The following is a 26,107-nucleotide window of genomic DNA, read 5'->3' as shown; positions in this document are numbered from 1 at the left end:
TCCCCTTGTGCGCCTCATCACCCAGTCCCAGAAGCTGAGCGGGGTGCGCTACGACGTGCGCGGCCCGATCCTGCAAGAAGCCGAGCGGCTTGAGCGCGAGGGGCATCAGATCCTCAAACTCAACATCGGCAACCCGGCACCGTTCGGCTTCGAAGCGCCGCCCGAAATCGTCGAGGCCATCAGCCGCGCCCTCACCAGCGCGCAGGGATACAGCGACTCGCGGGGGATCCTGCCCGCGCGCGAGGCAGTCTCGCGCTTCTACGCTGACGAGGGCGTGACCGGGATCCGCCCAGACGATGTGATTCTGGGCAACGGTGTCAGTGAACTCATCTCCCTCGTGCTGCAGGCGCTTGTTGACGACGGCGACGAGATCCTCGTTCCATCACCGGACTACCCACTCTGGACCGCGCAGGTCACCCTTGCCGGCGGCCGCGCCGTGCATTATCCCTGTGACGAATCCAGTGGCTGGATGCCCGACCTCGCGGCCATCGAGGCACTCATCACTCCGCGCACGAAGGGGATCGTGCTCATCAACCCCAATAACCCGACGGGGGCGGTGTACTCGAAAGAGTTGGTGAAAGGCTTTGCGGAGCTCGCCGAGCGGCACGGTCTTGTGCTGATGGCAGACGAGATCTACGAGAAGATCCTCTACGACGGTGCCGTCCACGAGCACGCCGCCCGCCACGTGCGCGACACACTCTGCCTCACCTTCAGCGGTCTGTCGAAGGCGCAGCGGGTGGCGGGCTATCGTGCAGGCTGGCTCGCGATCTCCGGCAATCGCGAGCGCGCCGCGGATTTTCTCGAGGGCTTGACGCTGCTCACCAACATGCGGATGTGTTCAAACGTGCCGGCACAGCACGCGATCCCGGTGGCGCTGGATCCAGCCTCCAAAGGCTTGGGGATCGGCGAACTGTGCGCGCCTGGCGGCCGGCTGCGCGAGCAACGAGACACCGCCCATCGCCTCCTCACCGAGATCCCGGGCATTAGCTGCGAACTGCCCGGCGGTGCGATGTATCTGTTCCCGCGGCTCGATCCCGAGCGGTATCGTATCGACGACGATCAGGCGTTTGTGATCGAGCTGCTGCGCGCCACCCGCGTGCTCGTCACCAACGGCCGCGGCTTCAATCTCGCGACGCCGGATCACCTGCGCTTCGTGACGTTGCCGGCGGTTCCCCAGCTCACCGAGGCAATTGGCCGCATCGCCGATTACCTTGACCGGGTGCGGGTCTCATGAGCGCGACGGCCATATTTTCGTCACTTACGCCGCCATATTTTCGCTGGTTTAGCCGCTTCTTTTTAGCTACTTGCGAGAGACTCAGTCGACTGGCGCTGGCACCATGACCGTGCGGATCCTCGCCATCGCTAAGAAGCATGCGCGCTGGAGCTTTGAGAAGAGGCCATTTCTGGTCTCTTCCGCGACGCCAGCGCCGAGGCCGTCTCGGCCTCGGGTAGGGGGTGGGAGTGTATGACCGTTCGGATCCTCGCCATCGGTAAGAAGCATGAGAACTGGGTCACCGACGGCATCGCGCGCTACGAGAAGCGCCTGCGCAAACCGTTTGACGTCTCCTGGCAACTGCTGCCGCATTCATCTCGTGAAGGGGATGCGGCTCGTGCCGAGGAGTCTGAGCGAATCCTCGCCAAGCTGGATCGCGGGGCGTTTGTAATCCTGCTTGACGAGCGCGGCCGCAACATCGATTCACCCGCGCTCGCCGCAACCATGCAGGGAGCGTTCGACGCGGGTCGCGCGGTTGTAGTGATCATCGGTGGGGCTTATGGGGTTGAGGATCGCGTGCGGGATCGCGCCGACTTTGTGTGGAGCCTGTCGAAGCTGGTGTTTCCGCACCAGTTGGTGCGGTTGATCCTCGCGGAGCAGCTCTATCGCGCGCAGGAGATCGCTGGGAACAGGCCGTACCACCACACATAGGGGCCTTCGAGCCGGTGTCTTCCGTGAATGTCCGAGGCCACCAGTACCCTGCCGCTATGAACCAGTTTCGACTCACGACGCGATTGCAAACATCGCCTCGTTTGGTGCGCCGAGGGTCGGCGCGCGTAGTCACGGCTGTGCCGAACCCGACGAAGGAGCCTGCTCCTGCTGGCGCGCCCGTGCCGGTGCCCTGGCGGATCGTCAAGCGATCGGACACCGGAGTCATTGAAGTGGAGAACTGCGGCGGCGCACCGCTGCACTCCGTGCGATTCGCGCTTGCCGGGGGTGGGCTCCTCGGCCTCTCGCTTCCGCGCTCCGTGTTGCCCGGTGAACGCTTGCGGGTGGTGGTGCGGGGTCGAGATGCAGAATGGAGCCGGAGTGCCCCCGATGCGATGCTGGTGATGCGTTGGTTTCAGTCCGACGGAACGGAATTGCTATGGCCAATTTCGCTTTAGTCTCCATTTGTGGCGACACGCCGGGCCGAGGGTGTGGAGGAAAATTCTTTGGCCCGGGTAAGGCTGTGGATAACCTCTGCGAAGGGACAGGATTCCGCCGAAAGTTGTCCCCAAGTTGGCCTGTACCTCGGTGGAAATCTGGTGGAAAACTACATTGGTGTAACTACTGCATGTTGTGGTTGCTCGCAGTATGGTTCACTATATGTAGTGCCTCGGGTGAGGTGCGGCAGTTTTTACAGAAGGGCGTGAAATGGCCATTACGGTGTACACCAAGCCGTCGTGCGTGCAGTGCAACATGACCTACCGAGAGCTCGACAAGAAGGGGATTGAGTACAACATCCTCGACCTTTCGGCTGATGAGGGTGCGCTCAAAACGGTCAAGGAGCTCGGCTACCTTCAGGCTCCGGTTGTTGTGACTGAAGATGAACACTGGTCCGGTTTTCGCCCCGACAAGATCTCCGAGCTCGCGAGTCGACTCGCCGATTAGTTCGGACACTGGGTTTCGCGGGGGCTTCTAGCGCCCACGAAATCGAGCGGCAGCAATATCAGCACACGGAGCGAAGCCCGGCCCGCAGCGGATGCTCAGGCCTCGCGCCTTTGAATCACTGCGGGCATTCTGCACACCAGTCAGGTGTGCAGGGAGGAGCGTACGTGATGTCTGATCTGGTCTACTTTTCCAGCGTCTCCGAGAACACCCGCAGGTTTGTGGAAAAGCTCGGTATACCCGCGTTGCGGATCCCGCTCTACGCCAAGGACGAGCCGCTCATTGTGACCGAACCGTACGTGCTGATTGTCCCCACGTACGGGGGCGGCCCGGTGAAACGGGCGGTGCCCAAGCAAGTGATCCGGTTCCTCAATGACGAGCGAAATCGGAAATTGATCCGAGGTGTAATCGCGACTGGCAACACGAACTTCGGCGCAGCATATGGTATCGCGGGCGACATTATCGCTTACAAGTGCCAGGTGCCGCACCTGTATCGACTTGAATTATTTGGAACCCCGGACGACGTTACCGCCGTCCAAGAAGGATTGGAACAGTTTTGGTCTCAACAGCAACAGCCGCTGACGCAACGGGCGTCGTGATGGAGCCGGGTCTCGACTCATCGAAGGTGAGTGAGATGGATTTCCACTCGCTGAACGCGATGCTCAATCTGTACGACGCCAACGGCAAGATCCAGTTCGACAAGGATCGCGAAGCCGCGCGCCAGTACTTCCTGCAGCACGTGAACCAAAATATGGTGTTCTTCCACAACTTCGAGGAGCGGATGCGCTACCTCATAGATAACGAGTACTACGAGAAGGAACTGCTCGAGCAGTATCCTCACGAGTTCGTTGAGAGCCTCACCGACGAGGCCTACAAGATGAAGTTCCGCTTCCCGACCTTCCTCGGGGCCTTCAAGTTCTTCACCTCGTACGCGCTGAAGACGTTTGACGGCAAGCGCTATCTTGAGCGCTTTGAGGATCGTGTGGTCATGGTTGCGCTCGGACTCGCGCAGGGTGATCAGGAGCTCGCGCGCGGCCTCATGCGTGAGATCATCTCGGGCCGGTTCCAACCGGCAACGCCCACGTTCTTGAACCTGGGCAAGGCGCAGCGCGGTGAGCTTGTTTCCTGCTTCCTTCTGCGTATCGAAGACAATATGGAGTCGATTTCGCGAGGGATCAACTCCTCGCTGCAGCTCTCCAAGCGCGGCGGTGGCGTGGCACTGTCCCTCTCTAATATTCGTGAGTCGGGTGCCCCGATCAAGAAGATTGAGAACCAGTCCTCCGGCATCATCCCCGTCATGAAGCTCCTCGAAGACAGCTTCAGCTACGCAAATCAGCTTGGTGCGCGTCAGGGTGCGGGCGCGGTCTATCTCTCCGCACACCACCCCGACATCATGCGCTTCCTTGACACGAAGCGCGAGAATGCCGACGAGAAGATCCGTATTAAGACACTTTCGCTCGGTGTTGTGGTGCCCGACATCACCTTTGAACTCGCGAAGAAGGGCGAGGACATGTACCTGTTCTCACCGTACGACGTCGAAAAGGTGTACGGTGTCCCCTTCGGCGACATTTCGGTCTCGGAGAAGTACCACGAGATGGTCGATGACGCGCGCATCAGCAAGACAAAGATCAATGCGCGCCACTTCTTCCAAACGATCGCAGAGCTACAGTTTGAATCGGGCTACCCCTACATCGTGTTCGAAGACACGGTGAACCGCGAGAATCCGATCAAGGGCCGCATCAACATGTCCAACCTGTGCTCCGAGATCCTGCAGGTCAACACTCCGACCACGTACAACGAGGATCTTAGCTACAAGGAGATCGGCAAAGACATCTCCTGCAACCTGGGCTCGATGAACATCGCGATGATGATGGACGGCGGCGACTTCGGTGGCAGCGTCGATCTTGCGATCCGCGCCCTCACTGCGGTGAGCGACATGAGTCACATCAGCTCGGTGCGTTCAATCGAAGACGGCAACGACCAGTCGCACGCCATCGGCCTTGGCCAGATGAACCTGCACGGCTACCTCGCCCGCGAGCGCGTGCACTACGGCAGCGAAGAGGGCATCGACTTCACGAACATCTACTTCTACACCGTGCTGTTCCACGCCCTGAAGGCTTCGAACAGGCTCGCCATCGAGCGTGGCAAGACCTTCGGTGGCTTCGAGGATTCGAAGTACGCTTCCGGTGAGTTTTTCAACAAGTACACGGATCAGCTGTGGGAGCCGGCAACACCCCGGGTGCGCGAGATGTTCGCGCAGGCGGGAGTCGAGATCCCGACGCAGGAAGACTGGCAGGCACTCAAGGCCAGTGTTATGGAGCACGGGATCTACAACCAGAACCTGCAGGCAGTGCCTCCGACAGGATCCATCTCCTACATCAACAACTCGACCTCTTCGATCCACCCGATCGCTTCGAAGATCGAGATTCGTAAGGAAGGCAAGCTGGGTCGTGTCTACTACCCGGCGCCGTTCCTCACGAACGACAACCTCGAATACTACGAGGATGCCTACGAGATCGGGCCCGAGAAGATCATTGACACCTACGCTGTTGCGACGCAGCACGTTGACCAGGGGTTGTCGCTGACGCTGTTCTTCAAGGACACGGCAACGACACGCGACATCAACCGCGCGCAGATTTATGCGTGGCGCAAGGGCATCAAGACGATCTACTACATCCGTCTGCGCCAGCTCGCCCTTGAGGGCACGGACATGGAAGAGTGCGTCAGCTGCATGCTGTAGCGCACCCCCACTCTGATTGACAAAAATCGAAGAAGGAAGCGATGAACTTCAAACTGGGTCACGCTGTACAGGCGATCAACTGGAACCGCATCGAAGATGAAAAAGACCTCGAGGTGTGGAACCGCCTGGTCAACAACTTCTGGGTGCCTGAGAAGGTGCCGCTGTCGAACGATGTGCAGTCGTGGGCGACGCTCACCCCCGAAGAGCAGCTGCTCACTATGAGGGTGTTCACCGGCCTCACCTTGCTCGACACGATCCAGGGAACGGTCGGCGCGGTTTCGCTGATCCCCGACGCGATCACCCCGCACGAGGAGGCCGTCTACACGAACATCGCGTTCATGGAATCGGTGCACGCGAAGAGTTACTCGTCGATCTTCTCGACGCTGTGTTCGACGACCGAGATCGACGACGCCTTCCGTTGGTCCATGGAGAACCCGAATCTGCAGAAGAAGGCGCAGATCATCGTCAAGTATTACGAGGGTGAGGATCCGTTGAAGCGAAAGGTCGCTTCAACCCTGCTTGAGTCGTTCCTCTTCTACTCGGGCTTCTACCTGCCGATGTACTGGTCCAGCCACGCCAAGCTGACGAACACGGCTGACCTGATCCGCCTCATCATCCGCGATGAGGCCGTGCACGGCTACTACATTGGCTACAAGTTCCAGAAGGGCCTTGAGAACGCCTCGGAAGAGCGCAAGCAGGAGCTGAAGGACTACACGTTCTCGTTGATCTACGAACTGTACGAGAACGAGGTGCTCTACACTCAGGATCTCTACGACAACGTCGGCCTGACCGAAGACGTCAAGAAATTCCTGCACTACAACGCCAACAAGGCGCTGATGAACCTCGGCTACGAGGCGATGTTCCCGAAGGAAATGACCGACGTCAACCCGGCGATCCTGTCGTCGCTGTCACCGAACGCCGATGAGAACCACGACTTCTTCTCCGGCTCGGGTTCCTCCTACGTCATCGGCAAGGCCGTCGCCACCGAAGACGAGGATTGGGACTTCTAGGGTTTCTTCTGTGAGCGTGACGCTTGGAAGAGTCTCTCCATTTTTTGTGCGGTCTCGGGGTCAGCAATGATCGATCCGGGGGTCTTAAGCGGTCGCTGGCGCTTGAGTAAGTCCCACGTGTGCAGATCGTCGATTGACCGGTCGGTGAGAAAGTGAAGCTTCGATTCTTTGGTGAAGATCTTGCTGTGCTGTGACCAAAGTGCTTCACCCACCCACTGGTAGTCGTCGTTGCCAAGTAACTGGTACTCAACAGCACGAGCAATGACGGCCGCAACCCAGTCAGCAAACTGAATCGACGCACTCAACTCGCTGTCGATGTGCATTGGAGGCTCAACAGCGCGTCGCATTTCGGGCTTATCAGCAGCGCGACCCAGGATATGGGCGTACATGTTTGGGAGCCGTTTCGAGCGCTGGTCCTCGTTGATTGCATCGATCATGAACATGACGTTCTCGCCACGTGCGTCGGCGGCTGTGCAGACTCGATTCAATACTTCTTCCATAGCGCGACGTTCGACGAGATCCTGGTCGAGGGACACCTGCTTGGGCGTTCCCTTTGGTTTCTCATCGACGTAATAGAACAATCGACCGTCGAGACGGATCAGCTGCCGACAGAGATTCTGGAATACGCGGATATTCTGAGGCGCGTAAGTCGGAGTCTTGGATCGGAATACGGATGCTCCTTTGATCTCCCAGGCACCCTGGTTCGCAGCTGAGACGAACTCCTTGGAGAAGAGGATGCGTTTCTCCTTCGTGAAGATCGCACCGAACTCGCGCGCGTTGGAGTCGGGGATGACAAACCCCGCATATCCGAAACCAGGGCTGGTATTGAAGTGCTTGTGCTTTCTTGAAATGAACGCACCTGACTCGCCGACTTCATCCAGATACGCGAGTAACATGGATACGACTTTACCGCGAACCGCAAAAACCCACGCTTTCGCGTGGGTTTTTGGACCGGCGCGTGGAGATCCTATTGGTTGCCCTCAACCTCCGCTACCGAGTTCAGACTACCGGATCGGAGCCAAAGCGGCAACGCGCCTTGATTCAAGGCGCGCGGGGCGTCTACAGTCCCAACCCGGCCCGGGCGACGACCACCGCAACCTGGACGCGATTCTCGGTTCCCCATTTCACGTTGATGGCGCGCAGGCTCGATTTCACGGTTGATTCCGCGACAAAGAGCCGCGCGCCAACGTCGCGGTCCGACGCACCCGAGGCGATCGCAACCGCCACATCGCGTTCGCGCTCGGTTAGCTGGGTGAGGAGATCCTCGGCGTGCCGCTGAGCCGCAAGAGATGGGGATCGCGCAACCCAGTCGCGCAGTTGGCGGGCGCTGCGGGGTGAAAAGCTTGCCTCGCCACGAGCGACGTGCCGGATCGCGCGCACGATTTCTTCCGGCCCCTCGTCTTTGAGCAAGAACCCGTCGGCCCCCGCAAGGATCGCTTCGAGTACGGTGCCGTCTTCGTCGAAGGCGGTCATCATCAGAAACGCCGGGGTGCCGTCGGCGAATCCTCGTGCTGCGCGCACTGCGTCGATGCCATTCATGCCGGGCATACGCACGTCTATCAGCACGACGTCTGGCCGTTGATCGCGAATGATGCGTGATACGTCGAGGCCGCTTTCCCCTTCGCCAACGACCTGCAGATCTTCCGAGGCCGTGAGGAGCGCGCGAAACCCGGCCCGCACGAGCGCGTCATCATCAATGATCGCGAGGCGAATCGTCGTCGCAGGCAAAGGGGCGTTCGCGGTCTCTCGAAGAACCGCTTCCATGGATTCCTGTGCGAGGGTCACCGTTTCAGTCTACGCCGCTGAGGGTCCTGACCGCGGCTCGCTGGAGATCCACGGCAGCCAGCCGTCGACGTGAAAACCGCCCTCCGGGGCCAGTTGAGCGTTGAGGGTTCCACCGAGTTGCTGGGCTCGCTCCCGCATGCCGATCAGTCCGTGGCCTGGGCTCGCAGCCGGCCTGGCTGAAGATCCCTGCGCGGGATCCTCGAATCGAGAGGGTCCACTGGGGGAAGCCGCTGCTCCGAACTCAAGTGCTTCCGTGTGTACCTTGATGAAGATCCCGTTTGCGGCACTGCCCTGCACCGTCACCGAGAGCGGTGCCCCGGCTGCGTGTTTGCGGGCGTTCGTGAGCGACTCCTGCACGATCCGGTAACTGGCGTGTGCGATTGCAGGGTCGCAGTGGCTGAAGTCGGAAAGACTGATGCGGGATCGCACCCGCTCGCCAGAACGATGGGCCTCCTCGATGAGTTCGTCAAGATCGTTCAGCGAGTAGCGGTGTTGCCGGGAGCTGGCCTCCGGATCGGGATCGCGCAACTGCGAGACGACGTAGCGCAGATCTTCGATGGAGTCCTGCACCGCCTCCCGCACCACCCGCGCCGAATCAAGGAGTTCGGGGTTCTGGGCCGCCTGCGCCTCAAGCGCTCCGGCGTGCAAGGATACGGTGCTGAGCTTGGCCGCGATCGTGTCGTGCAGTTCGCGGGCGACTTCCTGCCGTGCCGCTTGTGTCGAGGCTGCGTCACGCAGTTCCTGTGCGACGTGCTCGGCACGCCACTCGCCGCTGCGCGCCCGATCCCGGTCGGTGAGCGTGCGGGCGATGAGCCCCCAAGTGACAAACGGCCACATCCACACTATGACGCCGATGGGAAGGATCCACCCAAACTGGCTGAGGAGCTCTGCTGTTGTGGGCGGGGGCTCCGATTGTGAGAAAGTCGCCAGAATGGAGTGTGACCCAAGCGAAACATCCCAAAGCCCCGCGGTGATAGTCGCGGTGAGCACAAGTAGCGTCAGCCAGATCACCGTCCGCCAGGACCGCTGCTTGAAGACGGTGACGAGCGCGATGAGCGCGGGCAGCGGGATGCCCGGCAACACCATCGCCGCAATGCTCGCCGCGATGGTCAATGGTACCGCGATGGTGTTTCTCCAGATCAGCAATATCGAGAGTGATGCAAAGACGAAAATGCTGAGGATTGAGAGATAGTAAGCAACCCCAAACTCCTCGGCGAGCGTGTGGTAACTGATCGGGAGGAACGACAGGAAAATGCCCACGGTCACGATGACGACGTTGAGCCCGATAGCGAGTACGCGGGAGGCCCAACTCCGTTTCGGTGCGGGTGGAGGGGCGATGGTCATAGCCCAATCCTACGAAGAGTTGGAGGCTTGCGCGGCACCCAAACGAACTCGATATCTATCTAGGAGATGACCGTTCGATCCGAGTGAATGACCGAATGAGGGCTGCGCGGGGAATGCCAAACGGGATGGACTGAGGTGAGCGCGGAAGAACCGTGCTTTACTCCATCGACACCTTAAGAAATGAGCCAATTCATGACGCAGCAGATGCCCCCGGAGCAGCCTGGACAGATGACCTTTCCTGCACAGGGATCAGGTGCTCCCGAGAAAAAGAAATCTTGGTTCGCGCGGCACAAGGTGTTGACCGGCCTGGGCGGTGCGATAGTTCTGATCATCGTCATCTCGGTCGCCGCGGGTGGCGGTGACAAAGGATCGGACGAGGCGGGTGCGGGCGGTGCTTCCGAAACCACGACGACATCCGAAAATGCACCGAGCGAAGCCGAAAAGCCGGCAGCTTCGGGCGCACCGGGGATTGGCACTGCCGTGGAGAGCGGCGGCTTTGCGTTTACGGTGATCAGCGTTGAAGAGGCCGGCGCTGAGGTCGGAGGGGAGTATTTTCAGACCGCTGCGCAGGGCCGCTTTGTCCGCGTCACGGTGAACGTCGCCAACATTGGTGACTCGCCCAAGTATTTCTTCACGAATGCGCTCACCCTCGTTGATGAGAAGGGACGATCCTTTAACGCCGACACGACCGCGACGCTCTATGACCAGTCCAATTCCGACGTCTGGATCACTGAAATCAACCCGGGCAACGCGATCGAGGGTGGCATTATCTTCGACCTTCCCGCCGATGCCGTGGCCACGACGCTGAAGGTGAGCGGCGGCGGTTTCTCGGGATCCGAAGAGATCAACATCGCTGGGTAGCGGAATATTTCCTCTGCAACCGCTGCCGGGGCAAGCCCGCTTCCCGCAAGCTGAAAGGCCCCGGAGACATACGCGGGCGCCGCACGGCGATCTCATAGCAACAGGTCCCAGAATGATGGAGGCCGGATCAGCGATCAGAGATCGACGTGAAAGGGAGAGCGCACATGAACGATGTCAGCATCGTGGACGGGTGGCTGCCGATCTCCGTGTGTGCTGTGGCCGGGATGCTCGTCGTACTTGCGCTGATTGGCAAGATCTCGAGACGCTGGATCATCGTGACAGCCGCGGCGGCGCTCGCAGGGGCAGGTCTCGGCCTGGCCCTCGTGCCGGTTGCGGAGGGCCCGAACGGCTTTGACACGGTCCTCGATCCGATCGCTAGCGCCTGGATCTGCGCGGCGTTTGCCGCGATTGGCGCAATGATCGTGGCATTGTTCCGTGGCGGGGCGAAGCGCCGTGTGCTTGCGGGAATCGCGATCCCGTTCGTCCTGTTCTCTGCCGCATTCGGGATGAACGCGCAGTTTGGGCAGTACCCCACGATCGGGTCCCTGTCTGCCGCGCCCGTTGCGGAGAGGATGCCGGCATCGGTGGCGGCCATGCAGCGCAACCTGGCACCCAAGGCGAGCGCGACGACAAGCAGTGACCCCGGCGAAGAAACGGTACATCCAGCAAACCGTGGGCTCGTCTCCAAGGTGACGATCCCGGCCTCGGAGTCACAGTTTCCTGCACGAGACGCATACGTGTATTTGCCTCCCGCGGCCCTCGGCCCGCACCCCGAGCGAATGCCCGTGCTGATCATGCTCTCGGGGCAACCTGGTGGCCCCGAGAATGTGGTTCAGGCCGGAGCCCTGCGCGAGGTGATGGATGGCTGGGCGGAGCAGGATCACGGTCGCGCACCCATCGTCGTCGTGCCGGATCAGTTGGGGGATCCCGAATCTAATCCCATGTGTGTGGATTCGAAGCTCGGCAACTCTGCCACGTACCTCACTGTGGACGTGCCCAACTGGATCGAGGCGAACCTTGGCGTGCGTACCGGCCCCGAAAACTGGGGGATTGGCGGCTTTTCACAGGGCGGTACCTGTGCGATTCAGCTGGGGAGCGCACACCCCGAAATCTTCTCCGCGATCCTTGACGTCTCCGGCCAGCTTGAGCCCTCAAGTGGATCCCGCGCCAACACCGTCAAGCTCGGATTCGGCGGGAGCGAAGAATCCTACAGCGCGGCCCTGCCTCTCACACTGCTCGAAAAGAATGCCCCCTATAAAAACACTGTCGCCGTATTTGGCTCAGGATCGCTCGACGACCGCTACGGTCCAAGAATCGACACGGTCGCTGAGGCCGCACGGCAGGCAGGCATGCAGGTGACCCGAGTGGTGTCGCCGGATACCGCGCACAATTGGCAGACCGTGCAGTGGGTGATGCGGCACTCACTTGAGCCGATCCTCAATCACTTCGGCGTAGGACCTGGGCAATGATGCGCCGGAAGATGCGTGGGTGGCTCCGTGACCGCCCGGTGACGCTCAGTATCACGGCGATCATTCTCTTGGGCGGTGCGGTGCTTCTCGCGCTCGGCCCGCACGCCAGACTTCACCTGTTGACGGTCGATCCGAGCAGCATCACCGACCGGCAGTGGTGGACGTTCGTGACATCGCAGTTGTTTGTCGTCGGCTGGCTCAACCTGCTGGTGACCGTGGTGGCGATGCTCGCTGGTCTCGGATGGGCGGAAGGACGGATCGGGAGCCTCCGCACAATCGTCACGTTTCTTGTCACAGGAACGGCGGCGACCCTCATCGGGCTCGGGCTGCAACTGCTGTATGCGGACCTGGATGAGATTTGGGCGATCTCGGTACGCCACGTCGATACGCTTGATCCCCTGACCCCGCTCGCTGGAACGATTGCCTGGGCGAGCGCATCAGCCTCGCCGCTCTGGAGACGACGTGTGCGGGTGCTTATCGTGGGGATCGCGGCGACGTTGCTGCTCTACCGCAGCTCGCCCGCGTATCTGTACCTCGCGATCGCCGTGGGTATCGGTCTGCTGGGGGCAGGATCGGCGCTGGGCGTCCGGAACGCTCCACCTTCTCAAGCTCGCGACACGAAGTTCGGGGCCTACTTGCGGCCGTTACGGCGGTATTTGCAGTGGGTCCGCTCTTCCGTGTTTTGTCCTCACCGCATCATCAGGTCTTCGCGCTCGGGCAAGCCCTCTTTGGTGACTTTTCGGCTGCGCCGGGCGCGGTGAGCCCTTGCCAGCTCGGGGAAGCCTCCCTCCGCTGCGCGGATACCCTGCACTGGGATCACGGCCCTGCGCTCATTGGCGCACAGGTGCTCGTCTCCCTCTTCCTGCTGCTGTGCGCGTGGGGGCTGTTGCTCGGCAAGCGCGTGGCCCTGTGGGCTACGGTCGCCATCTCGGGAGCTGCCGGGATCGCCGTTGCGGTGCGGCTACTCACTTCGACGCCCGCCAAGACCTTCCCCGCTTCGCACGGGCCGGAAGCCCTCATGTGGCAAATCTCCGGTGCCCTGATCCCGCTCGCGCTCGCTGCCGTTCTCATCTGGCAGCGGCGGGCGTTTCCGCCGCGGCCACGGTCAGGCGATACCGCCCAGACGCGGAAGCGGGCAGAGCTGCTTCGCCTCAACGGCACGAGTCTCAGCTGGATGGCGGGGTGGTCCGGTAACCAGACCTTTGTCACTGCCGACCGCCGCAATGCTGTCGCCTTCCGGGCTGTGGGTGGGTTCGCGATCACGGTCTCTGACCCCTTTGGCGCCGGTGACATGTCGACGGGTTCGCGGGCGACGATCGAAGAATTTATCGCCTACTGTGACCGGGTCGCGCTGCAGCCGGTGTTCTACAGCATTCATGATGCCGCGGCGCAACACCTTCGCGAGGCGGGCTGGTCTACCCTCACGGTGGCCGAGGAGACAATCTTCGACCCGGCGAACTTCACCCTGAGCGGGAAGAGGGCGCAGGATCTGCGCACCGCGGTGAACCGGGCCAACCGCACGGGGCTGCGCACGCGGATCGCCTCATGGAGTGAGCTTCCGCTGCGGATCACCACACAGATCACGAACATCTCTGAGGAGTGGGTGGCGAATAAGGACCTCCCCGAGCTGTCGTTCACCCTGGGAGGCCTCGACGAGATGCAGGAGAAAGACGTGCTGCTCGCGATCGTGCTTGATGACGAAGACAGCGTGCTGGCGGTCACGAGCTGGCTGCCGTTCTTCAGCGACGGGACCATCGCCGGGCGCACCCTCGACGTGATGCGCAGACGCGGCACGGTGCCCAACGGCACGATGGAGTACTTGATCACTTCCGCGATCCAGCATTTTGCGGAGGAGGGGCTAGCTCGGGTCAGCCTGTCTGGATCCCCGCTCGCGCACACCACCGATGCGGCCGATTCAACGCTCGACCGCCTGATGCAGCTCCTCAGCCGCGGCCTAGAGCCCGCGTACGGGTTTCGGTCGCTGGCGCGCTTCAAGGCCAAGTTCTCCGCGAACTCTGAACCGATGTATCTTGCGTATCGTGACCCGCTCGCCCTGCCCGCCATTGGCCTGGCGCTCGGGCGTTGCTACCTTCCCACCGTGTCCGCGCGGCAACTTGCTGCGCTCCTGCGTTCGAAGTAGGGGTCAGGCAGTAGACTGTTCTCCCAGCGCCCGCCCGCTACGGTGGAAGTCATGTCACCGCGTCTTCTCTTTCGCACGTTCGCAACCGCCGAGGTGGTCACCTGGGCTGGACTCATCACCGCGCTGATTCTCCGGGCGACCGGCAGCGCCGATATCGTCAGTGTCGCTGGCGGAATCCACGGTTTCGTGTTTCTGTCCTACTGCGTGACGACCGTGTTCGTGTGGGTGAATCAGAAGTGGCGTACCGGCACGGGGGCGCTTGCGCTCGTGTTGTCAGTGGTGCCGTTCGCCACGCTGCCCTTTGAGCTGGTGGCGGATCGTCGCGGCCTCCTCACCGGCACCTGGCGTCTTGCTCCCGGTGGCGATGCGCCACAAGGCCTCATTGAGCACGTTCAAGCTTGGGTGCTGCGCCATCTTGTGCTCGCGATCGTGCTGCTGGTTGTCACCGTGACGCTGGTGTTTGTGGTGCTGTTGCTCCTGGGGCCGCCCGTTCCGCATTCCGCGTGAGCGACGGGCGGGCTCGATCGGCCCGCCCGTATGTTCTTTTAGGCGGTGACGCGTTCCCGCCGTGTCGCGGCTCGATTGCGTAGGTGCTGAACGACGCTGACTGTTACAAACACGAAGAGAATCGCGTAGAGCACGATAGGCACTGGCGTCGACACGAGCGCGGCAGGGTCACCTTCGGAGATAGCAAGGGTACGCCTCAGCTGGGTTTCGGCGAGCGGGCCGAGAATGGCTGCGATGAGCACGGGGGCGACTGGAATCGCGTACCGCCGCATCACAAAGCCGAGCACGCCGATGCCAAGCGCGATCCACATGTCGACAACACGTGACGCGACCGCGTAGACACCCAGCATCGCGATTAGCGTGATCGAGGCGTACAAATAGTGGCGAGGAATCAGCAGAAGCTTTGCCCAGACCGCCGCAAACGGCAGGTTGATGATGAGCAGGATCACGAGCCCGATGAAGAAGCTCGCCATCAGCGGCCACACGAGGTCCCCACTGCGCTCGAAGAGCAACGGCCCTGGCTGCATGCCGTACTGCTGGAATGCAGCGAGCATCATTGCCGCGGTCGCAGAGGTCGGGATACCAAGCGCGAGGAGCGCGCCCATGGCGGTGCCTGCGGTGGAATTGCCGGCAGCCTCTGGGGCTGCTACACCTTGAATCGCGCCTCGCGTGCCAAAGTCGGGATCGTTGCGTCGCCGGGCAAGCCGCTTTTCTGTGCCGTAGGCCAGGAACGTGGGAACTTCGGAGCCGCCGACGGGAATTGCCCCAAATGGAATACCGAATGCGGTGCCACGAAGAAACGCGGGCAGGGCCTTGCGCCAGTCTTTACGGCGGAGGAACGGGGAACCATCTGAATGCATCGGCACTTCAACACCGCCGCCACGCTTGATGTAAGAGGCGACGTGGAGCACCTCTCCGAGTGCCAAGAGCCCGACCGTGATGATAATGATCGAGATTCCGTCGAAGAGCACGGGCGATCCGAAGGTGAAGCGTTCAGCGCCGCTAATACCGTCAATGCCTACGAGTGCCAGAGCGAAGCCGATCCCGAGCGCCACGATGCCGCGCACGATCGAGTCAGCAACCACCGCGGAGATAGCAACAAACGCAAACGCCGCGAGCGCGAAGTACTCTGCCGGACCAAACACCTTCGCGAGTTCCACGATGTAGGGCGAGAAGAACACAACCAGGGTGCAGGCGATCAGTCCACCGATGAAGGCACCGATAGCGGCGGTGCCGAGTGCCTTCGCCGCTCGTCCGGATTTTGCCATGCGGTGGCCTTCGAATGTGGTCGCAATGGCCGAAGAGTTGCCGGGGGTGTTCAGCAGAATGCCCGCCGTCGAGTCGCCGAAGAGGCCACCGAAGTAGATGCTCGCAAACATGATGAACGCGCCCGTCGGATCCAGGCTGAATGTGACGGGGAGGAGCAAGGCGACAGCCATCGCTGACCCGAGGCCGGGCAGCACGCCAACTGCGGTACCGAGCACGGCACCGATGACAAGAAACAGCAGGTTCGCGGGGGTGAAAACAACCGTGAACCCTTCGAGCAAGCTTGCTAGTTGATCCATGAGAAGACTCCCTCCAAGATGCCCGCAGGCAGGTTTAGGCCAAGACCCGCAGAGAATGCAAGCTGTATGGCACCAGCGATCAGCGCCGCCAACGCCACGTCAAAGAGCCCGCGCTTGCTCCCAAAAGCCCACGCGAGACCCCAAAACAGTGCCGCCGACGACACCAGCCAACCGGCGAACGGCATGACGACGATGAACCCAGCGAGCATGCCGAGGACAACCAATACGGTTGTGGTGTCGCTGCGCTGCTCTGCGCTCGGTTCGGTATTGCCTGGCTGCGCTATGCCGACCGAGGTGGTACCGGGCTGACCGTCGCCCGTCTCTCGCTGCACGGTCATCTCTGGCGAGATTACACGCAACTCACTGGTGGCATCGATCTGCCCAAGATCGTGGAGCATCGCGTCAGAGAGTTCGGTCGCGTCGGCGGCGGAGTGGAGCCGACGAGACGAACGCAGCACCTCTACTGCGAGCGCTATCGCGGTCACCGCCAGGAACGCTGTCACAATCGTCGGAAAGAACTGTGGCCCGGGCCAAGAAGTGCCCTCGGGCACCTCCATCGTTGCCGTGCCGTAGCCGAGTAGGCCAGCCAATGCGAACACTCCCGCAGCGACGATGAGCTCGCTGCGGCCGGTGTACCAGCGAGGGGTGCGCTGCACCCGTATGGCCTCGGTGTTGAGCTGTGTTGACGTGGTCACAGTCCGATCTCCTTTACTACCTCAGCGGTGCGGCGGGTCTCTTCCACAATGAATGCGCCAAAATCGTCGCCCGTCAAATAGCTGTCGACCCAGTTGTTTCGTTTGAGGGTGTCTTGCCAGGAGTCGCTCTCACGCAGTTCAGAGACGATCGCGATGAGTTCGGCGCGAACCTCGTCGGAGATGCCTGCCGGGGCAACGTAGCCGCGCCAGTTTGACATGGCAACGTCGACACCCTGTTCGGTGAATGTCGGGACGGGAATGTCGTCGACGGGTTTTGCGGCTGACAACGCCAAGGCGCGGATGTTGCCTGCCTCGATTTGGTCGCGAAACTCGTTGTACCCAGAGAGGCCCGCTTTTGCAGTGTGGGAGAGCATGGAAGAAACGACCTCGCCGCCGCCAGGGTAGGCAATGTAGTTCATGTCACGCGGCGAGACGCCCGCCTCAGCGGTGAGCATACCGGCCATGATGTGATCGATGGCGCCGAGCGAACCGCCAGCGATCGCAGTTCCACCAGGATTTTCTTTGAGTGCCGCCATAAAATCATCGAGAGTTTTGAACGGCGAATCAGCTGGCACAACAAGAACGTTGTAGTCGTCCGCAAGGCGCGCGATCGGAACCATGTCTTCGAGCGTGACCGCTGAATCGTTGATGATGATCCCGCCAACCATCACACCGCCGGTGACCAACAAAATGTCTTCACGTCCGTCCATACCGGCCACCTGGCTCAGCCCGATGGTGCCCGCCGCACCCGGTATGTTGACCACTTGCACGCTGCCGACGATGCCGGTCGCACGCAGTCCTTGTTGCCCCTCGCGTGCAAAGCCGTCCCAGCCGCCTCCGGGCGCGGCAGGAGCAACGATCGTGAGTTTGGATCGTGGGCCGTCCGAGCCGCCAGCCGCGCTTGAATTGACTGCCGCAGTCAAGAAGACAGCGGCTGAGACGAGGCCGAGACCGGCATAGAAGATCTTCCGGCGCATAGTTTCTCCTTCGCGCAAACGACGTTGTTGATGCACAATCTCCACTAGTGTGGCAGTGGTTGCGGCAGCGACAGACCTGACATTGAATTGAGTTCTTAAATGCTCACGTTCGTGGAGAGTGGGATCGTCGGTGGCGATGCCGTTGGCGCCGTAAACTGCAGAGGAGAAGATCAACCCGGATGTTCTTGCAGAAGTCTGGCGCGTTGATGCGCATCTTGATAGTTATGCTGCCGACGGTGATCGTCTCGCTCTGTGTGGGCGGCACGTTGAGCGTCGCCGTGGCGGTGCAGGAGCGGAGCATTCGTGACCGTGCGGCCGAGCAGGTTTATGATGTCGCCTCGAGCGTCGCTCGTCTGGAGCAAGTTCGGGCGGTCTTGCAAGGCTCAGGGCTTGTGGGGGTGGCGGCGAGCGGAGATGTGAGCGATCCTGGCCGGATCGCGTCCGAGGTGCTTATCGCGGAGTTGCAGGAGGTCGCCGATTTGACCGAACGCGCCGCGGGAGTTGACTACGTGGTGGTGGCCGACATTGAGGGTGTGCGTCTCACCCACCCGGATGAAGCGAGACGCGGCGAACACGTATCGACCGACCATTCTGCTGTCCTGCAGGGTCGCGAGTTCGTTGGTACCGAAGTCGGAACGCTCGGGCCAACGCTTCGTGCAAAGGTGCCTGTGCGCGGTGAAGATGGGGTCGTCGGCGTTGTCTCAGTGGGGGTACTGGAGGCAAAAATCGCCGAGGATCTTAACGAGGCACTCGTGCAGATGGTGCCCTGGGCGGCGGTAGCGCTTGTCGTGGGCACTGTCTTAAGTTCGCTGTTAGGAGCGGCACTCAATCGACGTCTGCGGCGGCTCGAAGCCGTGGCCGCCGAGTCCGAGCAGCAGCAGCGCACGGCTGCCATCTTGCGGGAGCAAACCCACGAGTTTCACACCCGTATGCACGTGGTGCACGGTTTAGTGAGTCAGGGGGAATTCACCCAGGCTCTGGACTACATTGCCCAAGTTGTGCCGCTACACACAGCGTTCCCTGGCGATTCGGGGGCAATCACTGATGCATCAAAGCCCGTGTCGGTTCTGCCTGCCGTGCACCCCCTGCTGCGCGCTGTGGTTGAGAGCCTGACTGCGGAGCTGCGCGCGAGGCGAGTGACGCTCCATGCGGATGTGGGCGCTGGTATTGTGCCTGACGACCAACTTGTCGTGGTTGTATCTAACCTGTGCATCAATGCCAGTGAGTCAGGCGCACGAAGCGTGTGGTTGACACTGGAATCGCGCGATGGCATGGTTCGTGGTGTGGTTGAAGATGATGGGCCGGGTATCCCTCAGAAGCTCGCCCGCAAGGTCTTTTCGCGCGGATACTCATCAAAGCCCGATGTAGGGGGTCTGGGGCGAGGTGTTGGCCTGGACCTGGTGCTGCAAGCGGTCACGTCTCGACGCGGCAGCATCGAGATTGGTGCGAGCCGCGCGTCGGGTGCGCGGTTTTCGTTTGAATGGCCGGAGGAAGCGCTGTGCTGAGTGATTCACCGATCAGGGTTATGGTTGTTGACGATGAGCGGGCGGTGCGCACTCTGCACGGGCGTTACCTGGCTGAGACTCCCGGTTTTGTGGTTGCTGCTTCAGTTGATACAGGGGAGGCCGCAGTGGCTCGGGCAGCTCAGGGAGACATCGACCTGATGCTTCTTGATATGCAATTGCCTGGTATCAGCGGTGTTGAGGTGCTCCAGCAGCTTTATCGGCTCATGCCACACCCGCCAAGTGTGATTGTGCTCAGTTCGGCTCGTGATGCGGTCACGGTGCGGCAGGCCCTGTCTGCGCGTGTGGTGGGTTACCTGGTGAAGCCATTCACGGCGGAGGTCCTGCGCGAACGTCTGCGTGAGTTCCGCAGCAGCTTTGCTCCCATGATCCCGGCGGAACGCCCGCGTCCGCTCGCACAGAGCGAGATCGATCGTATGCTGAACCGGGGTGATGCTCACACCGGTCCCGCCGTGAATGCTGGGTCCGTCGCGCGATCGTGGCAGCTCGAATCCGATGCTGGTGGCCTGCCGAAGGGCCTTGCGCCGCAGACGCTTGCGCGCGTGTTGGACCAGCTGGACTCGGTTACCCCGGTGTCGGTGTTGCAGCTCGCAGAGGCCTGCGAGATATCCCGTCCGACTGCGAGGCGGTATCTCGAATATTTGGTTGATCGTGGGCGGGCTGACGTATCTCACAGGTATGGGCGGCGCGGCCGCCCCGAGGTGCTCTATCGGCTTGCGGCCGGGTAGGGGCTGCTCCTGGGGCCGCCCCTTCTGCATTCCGCGTGAGGCCGTCTCGCCTCGTTGAAGTGGCGATCCCCGGTACCCTCGAACTATGCACATGAACGAGACGCGCGCCTGGAACCGCTTTTACGCGCCCGGCACCCCTGTGGATATCGAGCCCGTTACCGGTTCACTGATGGATCTGCTTGACGAGCGTTGCACGCAGTGGGCGGACCGCGACGCGATCGCGTTCTTTGGCGCGACAACCACCTACCGCGATCTCGGCGACAAGGTAGCGCGCGTTGCGAACGCCCTGAGACGGCTCGGGGTGAAGGGTGGAGATCGCGTCGCGCTCATCATGCCCAACGCCCCGCAGCACGTCATCGCCTTTTACGCGGTGCTCAGGCTCGGCGCTGTCGTTGTTGAGCACAATCCGCTGTACACCCGCGATGAACTCGAAACGCAGTTTCGGGATCACGGCGCTACCGTAGTGATCGCGTGGAGCAAGGTGGTGGACACGATCCAAAGCCTGCCCACTGATCTGCGCATTGACACGATTATCTCCGTCGACGTCACCCGCGCGATGCCGTTCGCGACGCGGCTCGCCCTGAGCCTACCGATCAAGAAAGCGCGCGAGTTACGCGAGAAGCTGACGATACCGACCACGGGCACCATCGCCTTCGACAAGCTCGAGCGTGAGGCGCCGATCCCGAACGCCCACCCGCGCCCCACCAAAGACGACATCGCCTGCTTGCAATACACCTCGGGCACGACGGGCGTCCCCAAGGGTGCGATTATCACTCACGGTAACCTCTGGGCCAACGCCCGCCAGGGCGCGGCGTGGATGCCGGAGTTCACGCGCGGCGAGGGCAGCATCTATGGCCTGCTGCCAATGTTTCACGCCTTCGGGTTGCTGCTCTCAGTGATTTACTCGGTCGAGACGGGATCGCGCGCGGTGCTGTTTCCGACCTTCGATCCCGCGCTCGTCTCGCAGGCCGCAAAGAAGTTTCCGCCGACCTTTGTGCCCGCGGTGCCGCCCATGTTTGACCGGCTCGCTCGTGTCGCGCGCGACGGCCAGCTGGATCTCGATCAGGTTGTGTACGCGATCTCGGGCGCGATGACGCTGACCCCCGCCGTGGTGAAGCGCTGGGAAGACCTCGCCGGGAGCATGCTGAACGAGGGCTACGGGCTCACCGAGACCAGCCCGGTTGCGCTCGCAAATCCGTTCAGCGACGCGCGTAAGATCGGCGCGATTGGGCTGCCTTTCCCGTCGACCGACATTCGTGTCGTCGATCCGGATGAACCGACGCGCGAGGTCGAACTCGGCGAGGTGGGTGAGCTGTTGATCCACGGCCCCCAGGTGTTTAAGGGATATTGGAAACGGCCGGAAGACACCGCGGCGACGCTGCTCGACGGCGGTTGGCTGCGCACGGGTGACCTGGTGGTGCAGGATGAGGACGGATTTGTGACCGTCGTCGACCGCAAGAAGGAACTCATCATCACCGGCGGGTTCAACGTTTCGCCGAGCGAGGTTGAGCGGGTGGTGAACGGTGTGCCCGGTGTTGCCGAGTCGGCGGTGGTGGGGATCCCGCGCGGCGGCGGCGCGGAGGTTGTGACGGTGGCCTTGATCCTGGAACCCGGTGCGAGCTTTGATGAAGAGGCCGCTCGTGAGGCCGCGCGCGAACACCTGGCCGAGTACAAGCGACCGAGCACGTACCTGGTCTGGGAAGAACTGCCGAAGTCGCTGATTGGCAAGGTGCTGCGTCGCCGTGTGCGGGACACGCTGCTCGCGAACCGCCATGCCGTTCGCGCCGAGGTCGAAGACGAGTAAGGTACCCAGGTGAAACCATCAGCGGTGACTTCAAAGCGCGCTCGCCTCGACCAACGAATGATCGTCGATGCACTCCTTGAGCTTGCGCGGGATGAGCCGAAGCTGCGCCCCACCTTCAAACGGCTCGGCGAAGCTTTGGGGGTTGATGCGACAGCGATGTATCGACACTTTCGCAATCGCGACGAGCTGATCCGGGCGGCTCTGGATCGTCTGCAGTCGACCGCCGTGGAGTGTGCGCTCGCCGCAGAAGGATCCTGGCGCGAGCGGCTCGAAGCCTACCTGGAGCGGGCCGCGGAGCTCAGCCTCGAGTTTCCCTCGGTCGCTATTGAGGGCGCGGTGCTTGATCCTGTTGGGCCCGGTGACGTCTCCGCCGACGAGCTGATCCTCGGCCTTCTGAGTGAGGGCGGGCTTGCGGGGGAGGCGCTGATTCGCGGGTACGCTGCGGTGTCTGGTTTTGCGGTGTCGCAGGGGGCTGCTCTCGCACACGAGGTGATGCGCTTGGGGCTGCGGCCCGCGACGGATCGACGCCGTGGATCAGTACTTTTGGCGCTGTGGACCTTTCCCCCTACCCGCTGGTGCGCGAGCACCGGGAGGCGCTGCTTACGATCGACGGCCTCACGGTGTATCGGGCTGGTGTGGCCGCGATCCTCGATTCGCTTGAGCGTTCCGCCGCGGTGCGAGACGGCGGTGAGCGGCGGTGACCGGGCTGGGTGTGGAGAGCGCGGCCGTCGCTTTGTTGCGCGAGCTGATTCGCGAGGCGTGTGTCAATGACGGCACACCCGAGTCGGGTCAGGAGATCCGCAACGTGCGTGTGCTGCAGCGTTTCCTCGCCGAAGCCGTTGCGGCCGGTGCGCTTGAGACACACGTGCTCGAATCGGCTCCCGGGCGGGCTTCACTGGTCGCGCGGGTGAAGGGGACTGATCCAAGCGCGCCCGCGCTCGGATTGCTGGGGCATCTCGACGTGGTGCCGGTCGATCCTGACGGCTGGACGCACAATCCCTTCGGTGGAGAGCTCATTGACGGCGAGGTCTGGGGACGTGGTGCCGTGGACATGCTCTATCTGACGGCGGCGTTTGCGTGTGTGTTGCGAGAGGTTGCGCTCGCGCCCGAGAAGCCCCGCGGCGACCTGGTGTTGTTGGCTGTTGCCGACGAGGAGGCCGGGGGCGAGTATGGCATCCACTGGCTGATGCGTGAGCACGCTGCAATCGCTCGTGTTGACGAGGCGCTGTCGGAATCGGGCGGCATGCGCATGGGGCGACACGTGGCGATTGAGGTCGCGGAGAAGGGATCGGCCGGGCGGCGGCTGACGGTCACCGGACGACCCGGGCACGCCTCGGTCCCCTACGGCGCCGAAAATGCTGCGCTGCGGCTCGGAGAGATTCTGCAGCGCCTCGGTGAAGCGGTGCCGGCGGCAGAGATCGGGGAACTGTGGGACGGCTTCGTTGCGGCCCGCATCGAAGATCCGGATCTTGCCGAGCGTCTGCGCGATCCTGTTCGTCTCGACGCTGCGCTGCCGAAGCTGGGCGGGATCGCGGGGTACGCGCATGCCGTATCGCGGATCACAATCTCACCGACGGTGGTGCGGGCGGGATCGCTGCACAATGTGATCCCGGGCTCGGCGAGTGTTGACCTCGACATTCGAACGCTGCCGGGTGTTGGTGATGACGAGGTGGATCAGCTACTTGCAGCGGTGCTGGGGCCGCTCGCGGAGGGCGCGCGGATCGAGCACTTGCGCGGCTGGGCAGCGACAGCCTCAAGCGCGCAGACGCCGCTGTTCGCCGCGATCGCGAGCGCCGTTGAGACGATTGCGGGAGCGCCGGTGGTGCCGATCATGGCCGCCGGCGGATCCGACGCGCGCGTCTTGCGTGAGCTCGGGATCCCCGCCTACGGCTTCGGTCTGCTCGGGCCGGAGTGGACGTACGAGCGTTACCGTGAGGGGATGCACGGCAACGACGAGCGCATTGACCTCGAGTCGATTGAGCTGACGGTGGCTGCACTGCGCCGGATTGTCGCCGAGCGTGTGGGGTCGTTGGGCTAGGCGCCGCGGTCGTTTGCGGAGAGCAGCGCGGCGATGATCCGCGCGCCGGCCTCGGGCGCGGTGGCGGGCTCCGCCGCAAACATGTGGAGTAGGCCGGTTTGGTTAGCTACCGACATCACGGCGACAGCAGTGTCGGTGTCGCCCTGATCGGGGGCGCAGTCGGGCAGGGTGGGGGTCCCCGCGGGCGCGGCGGTGCGCGGTGGTGTTCCGGATCGCTGCGCTCGGGTGCGGCGGAGGTTCGCGACCTGCTGGGTGAGGGAGGTCAGGCCGTCGCCCAGATAGTCGGCGAATTCATCTCGCAGCTCGGGGTGGCGGATGCCGTACGCAATGAGTTCGAGTGCGAGGAGCATTCGGGTGTTTTGCAGTGACGCGCGGAGCCACTCGGTCAGGGTATGCGTATCGATGTCACCCTCGGGAGTGCCGAGCACGGAGTGGCCGGAGTCGCTGCCGGTGTCTGCGGCGGAATCCGCGCCGCACGGACTGGCCTCCGCTGCGGCGGCGTCGTTTGCCGTCGCATTGGTTGACCGCGCAACCGCGAGAATGAGATCCTGCTTCGACGCGAAGTTGGCATAGATGGCACCCTTCGTGAAACCTGCCGCCTTTGCGATATCCACCATCGAGGCGCGCTCGATACCCTGCGTCGCGAACACCTCGCGCGCAGCGTGGATGATCTCTGCTCGGGTGCGCGCGGCTTTAGAGCTCTGAGCTGATGTTTCGTTCGGCTGCGATTGCGCGCGCTCGGCGGCACGGCTGAGGGTCTCCGACGCTTCCTTTAAGCTGCTGGCTATGCCCGACTTGATCTCAGGGACGAGGTCCGCGGCCTGTTCGCTCATCGCCTTCGCGAGTTGGGAGGTAGCTTTCGCGAGCGCCTTCGCTGCGACAGAGAGCGATTCGGGGTTGCCGGTGTTTTCGCTGCGTTGACCGTCGGTGCTCATGCGCTGAGTCTAGCAAATACCGATCGGTATTTCATGCCATTTGGAATGTGATACCGTTGGGTATATTCACTCGGGAATGAGATCGCGATCGAAAGGGCACACGAAGATGATCAAGAACGACACGCGGGGCGCAGCGCGCGGCGCGTCAGCCGCGGATGCAGCGGGGCACCCCGCCGATCCCGTGCTCAGGATCGAAGACCTGCACAAGCGGTACCGCGGCAGAAACGGTGCGGTCGCCAGCGCCGGCGTTAACCTGAGTGTGAACGCGGGTGAAATCGTCGGCCTGCTCGGTCACAACGGTGCCGGCAAAACCTCGCTTGTGAACCAGATCGTTGGACTGGTGCGCCCCGATTCTGGCCGCGTCACCCTCGCGGGGATTGACGCGATTGCGCACCCGAGCAAGGCGCGGGCGCTGAGCTGCGTGCAGGCTCAGGCGAACGTGCCGATCACCGGGTTGACTCCTCGCAGCGCCATCGCGCAGGTCGGTCAGATCCGCGGGCTGAGCCGCGCAGAGGCCAGCGCCAACACCGACGCCCTCATCGAAGGCCTCGACCTCGGCCCCTGGGCCAACGTTCCCGCGCAGAAGATCTCGGGCGGTATCGCCCGACTCACCGCGTTTGCAATGGCCGTCGTCGCGCCGGGCGCGCTCGTGGTGCTGGACGAGCCGACGAACGACGTTGATCCGGTGCGGCGGCAACTGCTGTGGACGCAGATCCGCGCGATCGCTGACGCGGGATCGGCCGTGCTGCTCGTCACCCACAACGTCCGCGAGGCGGAGCACGTGATCGATCGTGCGGTGATCCTGGACCACGGACACGTCGTGCGCGAGGGGAGTCGTGCCGAGGTGCTCGGCGACCTCAACGGACACCTCGTCGTGGAGGTCGACCTCGCGGGCGAGGATGTTGCCTGGCCCGACGCCGTGACGCCGCTGCGGAACAGCGCGTACCGCAAGGTCGCCGCGCTCCCGCAGGCCAGTGCGGACGCCGTGATTCGCTGGGCAGAAGACCGGGTCAGGGCGGGATCGCTGCTGCGATACGCGATCGCACCGATCTCGCTTGAGGATGTGTACATCGACGTGGTGGGTCCTGCGGCCGACACTGAGCACGCAACGGAGGAGAAGTAA

25 protein-coding genes are annotated in these 26,107 nt (G+C 62.5%); 18 read left to right on the top strand and 7 right to left on the bottom strand.

Going from position 1 to position 26,107, the window contains the following annotated elements; genetic code table 11:
• Positions 1 to 7 precede the first annotated feature (7 nt).
• From G7067_RS01915 to nrdF, 7 genes are all read left to right on the top strand, one after another.
• Positions 8 to 1,234, top strand: a complete 1,227-nt coding sequence (locus G7067_RS01915; protein ID WP_166321537.1) for a pyridoxal phosphate-dependent aminotransferase — start codon at positions 8 to 10, stop codon at positions 1,232 to 1,234.
• A gap of 231 nt (positions 1,235 to 1,465) precedes the next feature.
• Positions 1,466 to 1,924, top strand: a complete 459-nt coding sequence (gene rlmH, locus G7067_RS01910) for a 23S rRNA (pseudouridine(1915)-N(3))-methyltransferase RlmH (protein ID WP_205881178.1) — start codon at positions 1,466 to 1,468, stop codon at positions 1,922 to 1,924.
• 56 nt (positions 1,925 to 1,980) lie between these two features.
• Positions 1,981 to 2,379 carry a hypothetical protein gene (locus tag G7067_RS01905; RefSeq protein WP_166321535.1) on the top strand — a complete coding sequence of 133 codons (399 nt, stop codon included), beginning with the start codon at positions 1,981 to 1,983 and terminating at the stop codon, positions 2,377 to 2,379.
• Positions 2,380 to 2,629: 250 nt separating this feature from the next.
• Entirely contained in the window at positions 2,630 to 2,866 is a 237-nt protein-coding gene (gene nrdH / locus G7067_RS01900) for a glutaredoxin-like protein NrdH (protein ID WP_166321533.1), read from the top strand.
• A gap of 167 nt (positions 2,867 to 3,033) precedes the next feature.
• Positions 3,034 to 3,462: a class Ib ribonucleoside-diphosphate reductase assembly flavoprotein NrdI gene (gene nrdI / locus G7067_RS01895; RefSeq protein ID WP_166321532.1), complete on the top strand. Its 429-nt coding sequence runs from the start codon at positions 3,034 to 3,036 to the stop codon at positions 3,460 to 3,462.
• The gene (gene nrdE, locus G7067_RS01890) at positions 3,462 to 5,603 is read left to right on the top strand and encodes a class 1b ribonucleoside-diphosphate reductase subunit alpha (protein WP_166325615.1); all 2,142 of its coding nucleotides are present in this window, start codon (positions 3,462 to 3,464) and stop codon (positions 5,601 to 5,603) included. The genes nrdI and nrdE overlap by 1 nt, the downstream gene beginning before the upstream one ends.
• Positions 5,604 to 5,644: 41 nt before the next feature.
• Positions 5,645 to 6,613, top strand: a complete 969-nt coding sequence (gene nrdF, locus G7067_RS01885; protein WP_166321531.1) for a class 1b ribonucleoside-diphosphate reductase subunit beta — start codon at positions 5,645 to 5,647, stop codon at positions 6,611 to 6,613.
• Here the strand turns inward: nrdF and G7067_RS01880 are convergent.
• The 3 genes from G7067_RS01880 to G7067_RS01870 form a co-directional block, all read right to left on the bottom strand.
• On the bottom strand, positions 6,610 to 7,509 hold the full coding sequence (locus tag G7067_RS01880; RefSeq protein WP_166321530.1) for a DUF3800 domain-containing protein: 900 nt from the start codon (positions 7,507 to 7,509) through the stop codon (positions 6,610 to 6,612). The two genes, nrdF and G7067_RS01880, sit on opposite strands and share 4 nt — an antisense overlap.
• Positions 7,510 to 7,672: 163 nt before the next feature.
• On the bottom strand, positions 7,673 to 8,398 hold the full coding sequence (locus tag G7067_RS01875) for a response regulator transcription factor (protein ID WP_166321529.1): 726 nt from the start codon (positions 8,396 to 8,398) through the stop codon (positions 7,673 to 7,675).
• A gap of 9 nt (positions 8,399 to 8,407) precedes the next feature.
• Entirely contained in the window at positions 8,408 to 9,742 is a 1,335-nt protein-coding gene (locus G7067_RS01870; RefSeq protein WP_166321528.1) for a sensor histidine kinase, read from the bottom strand.
• Positions 9,743 to 9,934: 192 nt separating this feature from the next.
• Here G7067_RS01870 and G7067_RS01865 point away from each other — a divergent pair, with 192 nt between their 5' ends.
• From G7067_RS01865 to G7067_RS01845, 5 genes are all read left to right on the top strand, one after another.
• A complete protein-coding gene (locus G7067_RS01865) occupies positions 9,935 to 10,603 on the top strand; it encodes a DUF4352 domain-containing protein (protein ID WP_166321527.1) in 669 nt (222 codons plus the stop codon).
• A 164-nt stretch (positions 10,604 to 10,767) separates the two neighbouring features.
• Entirely contained in the window at positions 10,768 to 12,072 is a 1,305-nt protein-coding gene (locus G7067_RS01860) for an alpha/beta hydrolase (RefSeq protein WP_166321526.1), read from the top strand.
• On the top strand, positions 12,069 to 12,833 hold the full coding sequence (locus tag G7067_RS01855) for a hypothetical protein (protein ID WP_166321525.1): 765 nt from the start codon (positions 12,069 to 12,071) through the stop codon (positions 12,831 to 12,833). The genes G7067_RS01860 and G7067_RS01855 overlap by 4 nt, the downstream gene beginning before the upstream one ends.
• A complete protein-coding gene (locus G7067_RS01850) occupies positions 12,830 to 14,212 on the top strand; it encodes a bifunctional lysylphosphatidylglycerol flippase/synthetase MprF (protein ID WP_166321524.1) in 1,383 nt (460 codons plus the stop codon). Before G7067_RS01855 ends, G7067_RS01850 begins: the two co-directional genes overlap by 4 nt.
• A 51-nt stretch (positions 14,213 to 14,263) precedes the next feature.
• Positions 14,264 to 14,719: a DUF3817 domain-containing protein gene (locus tag G7067_RS01845; RefSeq protein WP_166321523.1), complete on the top strand. Its 456-nt coding sequence runs from the start codon at positions 14,264 to 14,266 to the stop codon at positions 14,717 to 14,719.
• Positions 14,720 to 14,757: 38 nt separating this feature from the next.
• On the opposite strand, the gene G7067_RS01840 is transcribed toward G7067_RS01845, so the two are convergent.
• The 3 genes from G7067_RS01840 to G7067_RS01830 are packed head-to-tail and all read right to left on the bottom strand — an operon-like array spanning position 14,758 to position 17,956.
• Positions 14,758 to 16,284: a tripartite tricarboxylate transporter permease gene (locus tag G7067_RS01840; RefSeq protein WP_166321522.1), complete on the bottom strand. Its 1,527-nt coding sequence runs from the start codon at positions 16,282 to 16,284 to the stop codon at positions 14,758 to 14,760.
• On the bottom strand, positions 16,272 to 16,979 hold the full coding sequence (locus G7067_RS01835; RefSeq protein WP_166321521.1) for a tripartite tricarboxylate transporter TctB family protein: 708 nt from the start codon (positions 16,977 to 16,979) through the stop codon (positions 16,272 to 16,274). Before G7067_RS01835 ends, G7067_RS01840 begins: the two co-directional genes overlap by 13 nt.
• Complete coding sequence (locus G7067_RS01830; RefSeq protein ID WP_166321520.1) at positions 16,976 to 17,956, bottom strand: Bug family tripartite tricarboxylate transporter substrate binding protein; 981 nt, start codon at positions 17,954 to 17,956, stop codon at positions 16,976 to 16,978. The genes G7067_RS01835 and G7067_RS01830 overlap by 4 nt, the downstream gene beginning before the upstream one ends.
• Before the next feature lie 206 nt (positions 17,957 to 18,162).
• Between G7067_RS01830 and G7067_RS01825 the strand changes: the two genes are divergently transcribed.
• From G7067_RS01825 to G7067_RS01805, 5 genes are all read left to right on the top strand, one after another.
• Positions 18,163 to 19,461 carry a sensor histidine kinase gene (locus G7067_RS01825; RefSeq protein WP_244301191.1) on the top strand — a complete coding sequence of 433 codons (1,299 nt, stop codon included), beginning with the start codon at positions 18,163 to 18,165 and terminating at the stop codon, positions 19,459 to 19,461.
• Positions 19,455 to 20,207, top strand: a complete 753-nt coding sequence (locus G7067_RS01820) for a response regulator (protein ID WP_244301190.1) — start codon at positions 19,455 to 19,457, stop codon at positions 20,205 to 20,207. The genes G7067_RS01825 and G7067_RS01820 overlap by 7 nt, the downstream gene beginning before the upstream one ends.
• Before the next feature lie 85 nt (positions 20,208 to 20,292).
• Positions 20,293 to 22,011, top strand: coding sequence for a long-chain-fatty-acid--CoA ligase (locus tag G7067_RS01815; protein ID WP_166321518.1), 1,719 nt, complete (start codon positions 20,293 to 20,295; stop codon positions 22,009 to 22,011).
• Between the two features lie 24 nt (positions 22,012 to 22,035).
• On the top strand, positions 22,036 to 22,782 hold the full coding sequence (locus G7067_RS01810; RefSeq protein WP_244301189.1) for a TetR/AcrR family transcriptional regulator: 747 nt from the start codon (positions 22,036 to 22,038) through the stop codon (positions 22,780 to 22,782).
• Positions 22,709 to 24,049: a M20/M25/M40 family metallo-hydrolase gene (locus G7067_RS01805; RefSeq protein WP_166321517.1), complete on the top strand. Its 1,341-nt coding sequence runs from the start codon at positions 22,709 to 22,711 to the stop codon at positions 24,047 to 24,049. Before G7067_RS01810 ends, G7067_RS01805 begins: the two co-directional genes overlap by 74 nt.
• Here G7067_RS01805 and G7067_RS01800 read toward each other — a convergent pair.
• A complete protein-coding gene (locus G7067_RS01800; RefSeq protein ID WP_166321516.1) occupies positions 24,046 to 24,984 on the bottom strand; it encodes a TetR/AcrR family transcriptional regulator in 939 nt (312 codons plus the stop codon). The two genes, G7067_RS01805 and G7067_RS01800, sit on opposite strands and share 4 nt — an antisense overlap.
• A 106-nt stretch (positions 24,985 to 25,090) precedes the next feature.
• Between G7067_RS01800 and G7067_RS01795 the strand changes: the two genes are divergently transcribed.
• A complete protein-coding gene (locus tag G7067_RS01795; protein WP_166321515.1) occupies positions 25,091 to 26,107 on the top strand; it encodes an ABC transporter ATP-binding protein in 1,017 nt (338 codons plus the stop codon).

It is taken from the genome of Leucobacter insecticola, from assembly GCF_011382965.1.
Lineage (GTDB): Bacteria > Actinomycetota > Actinomycetes > Actinomycetales > Microbacteriaceae > Leucobacter > Leucobacter insecticola.
This window is presented reverse-complemented; position numbering and strand designations above follow the sequence as displayed.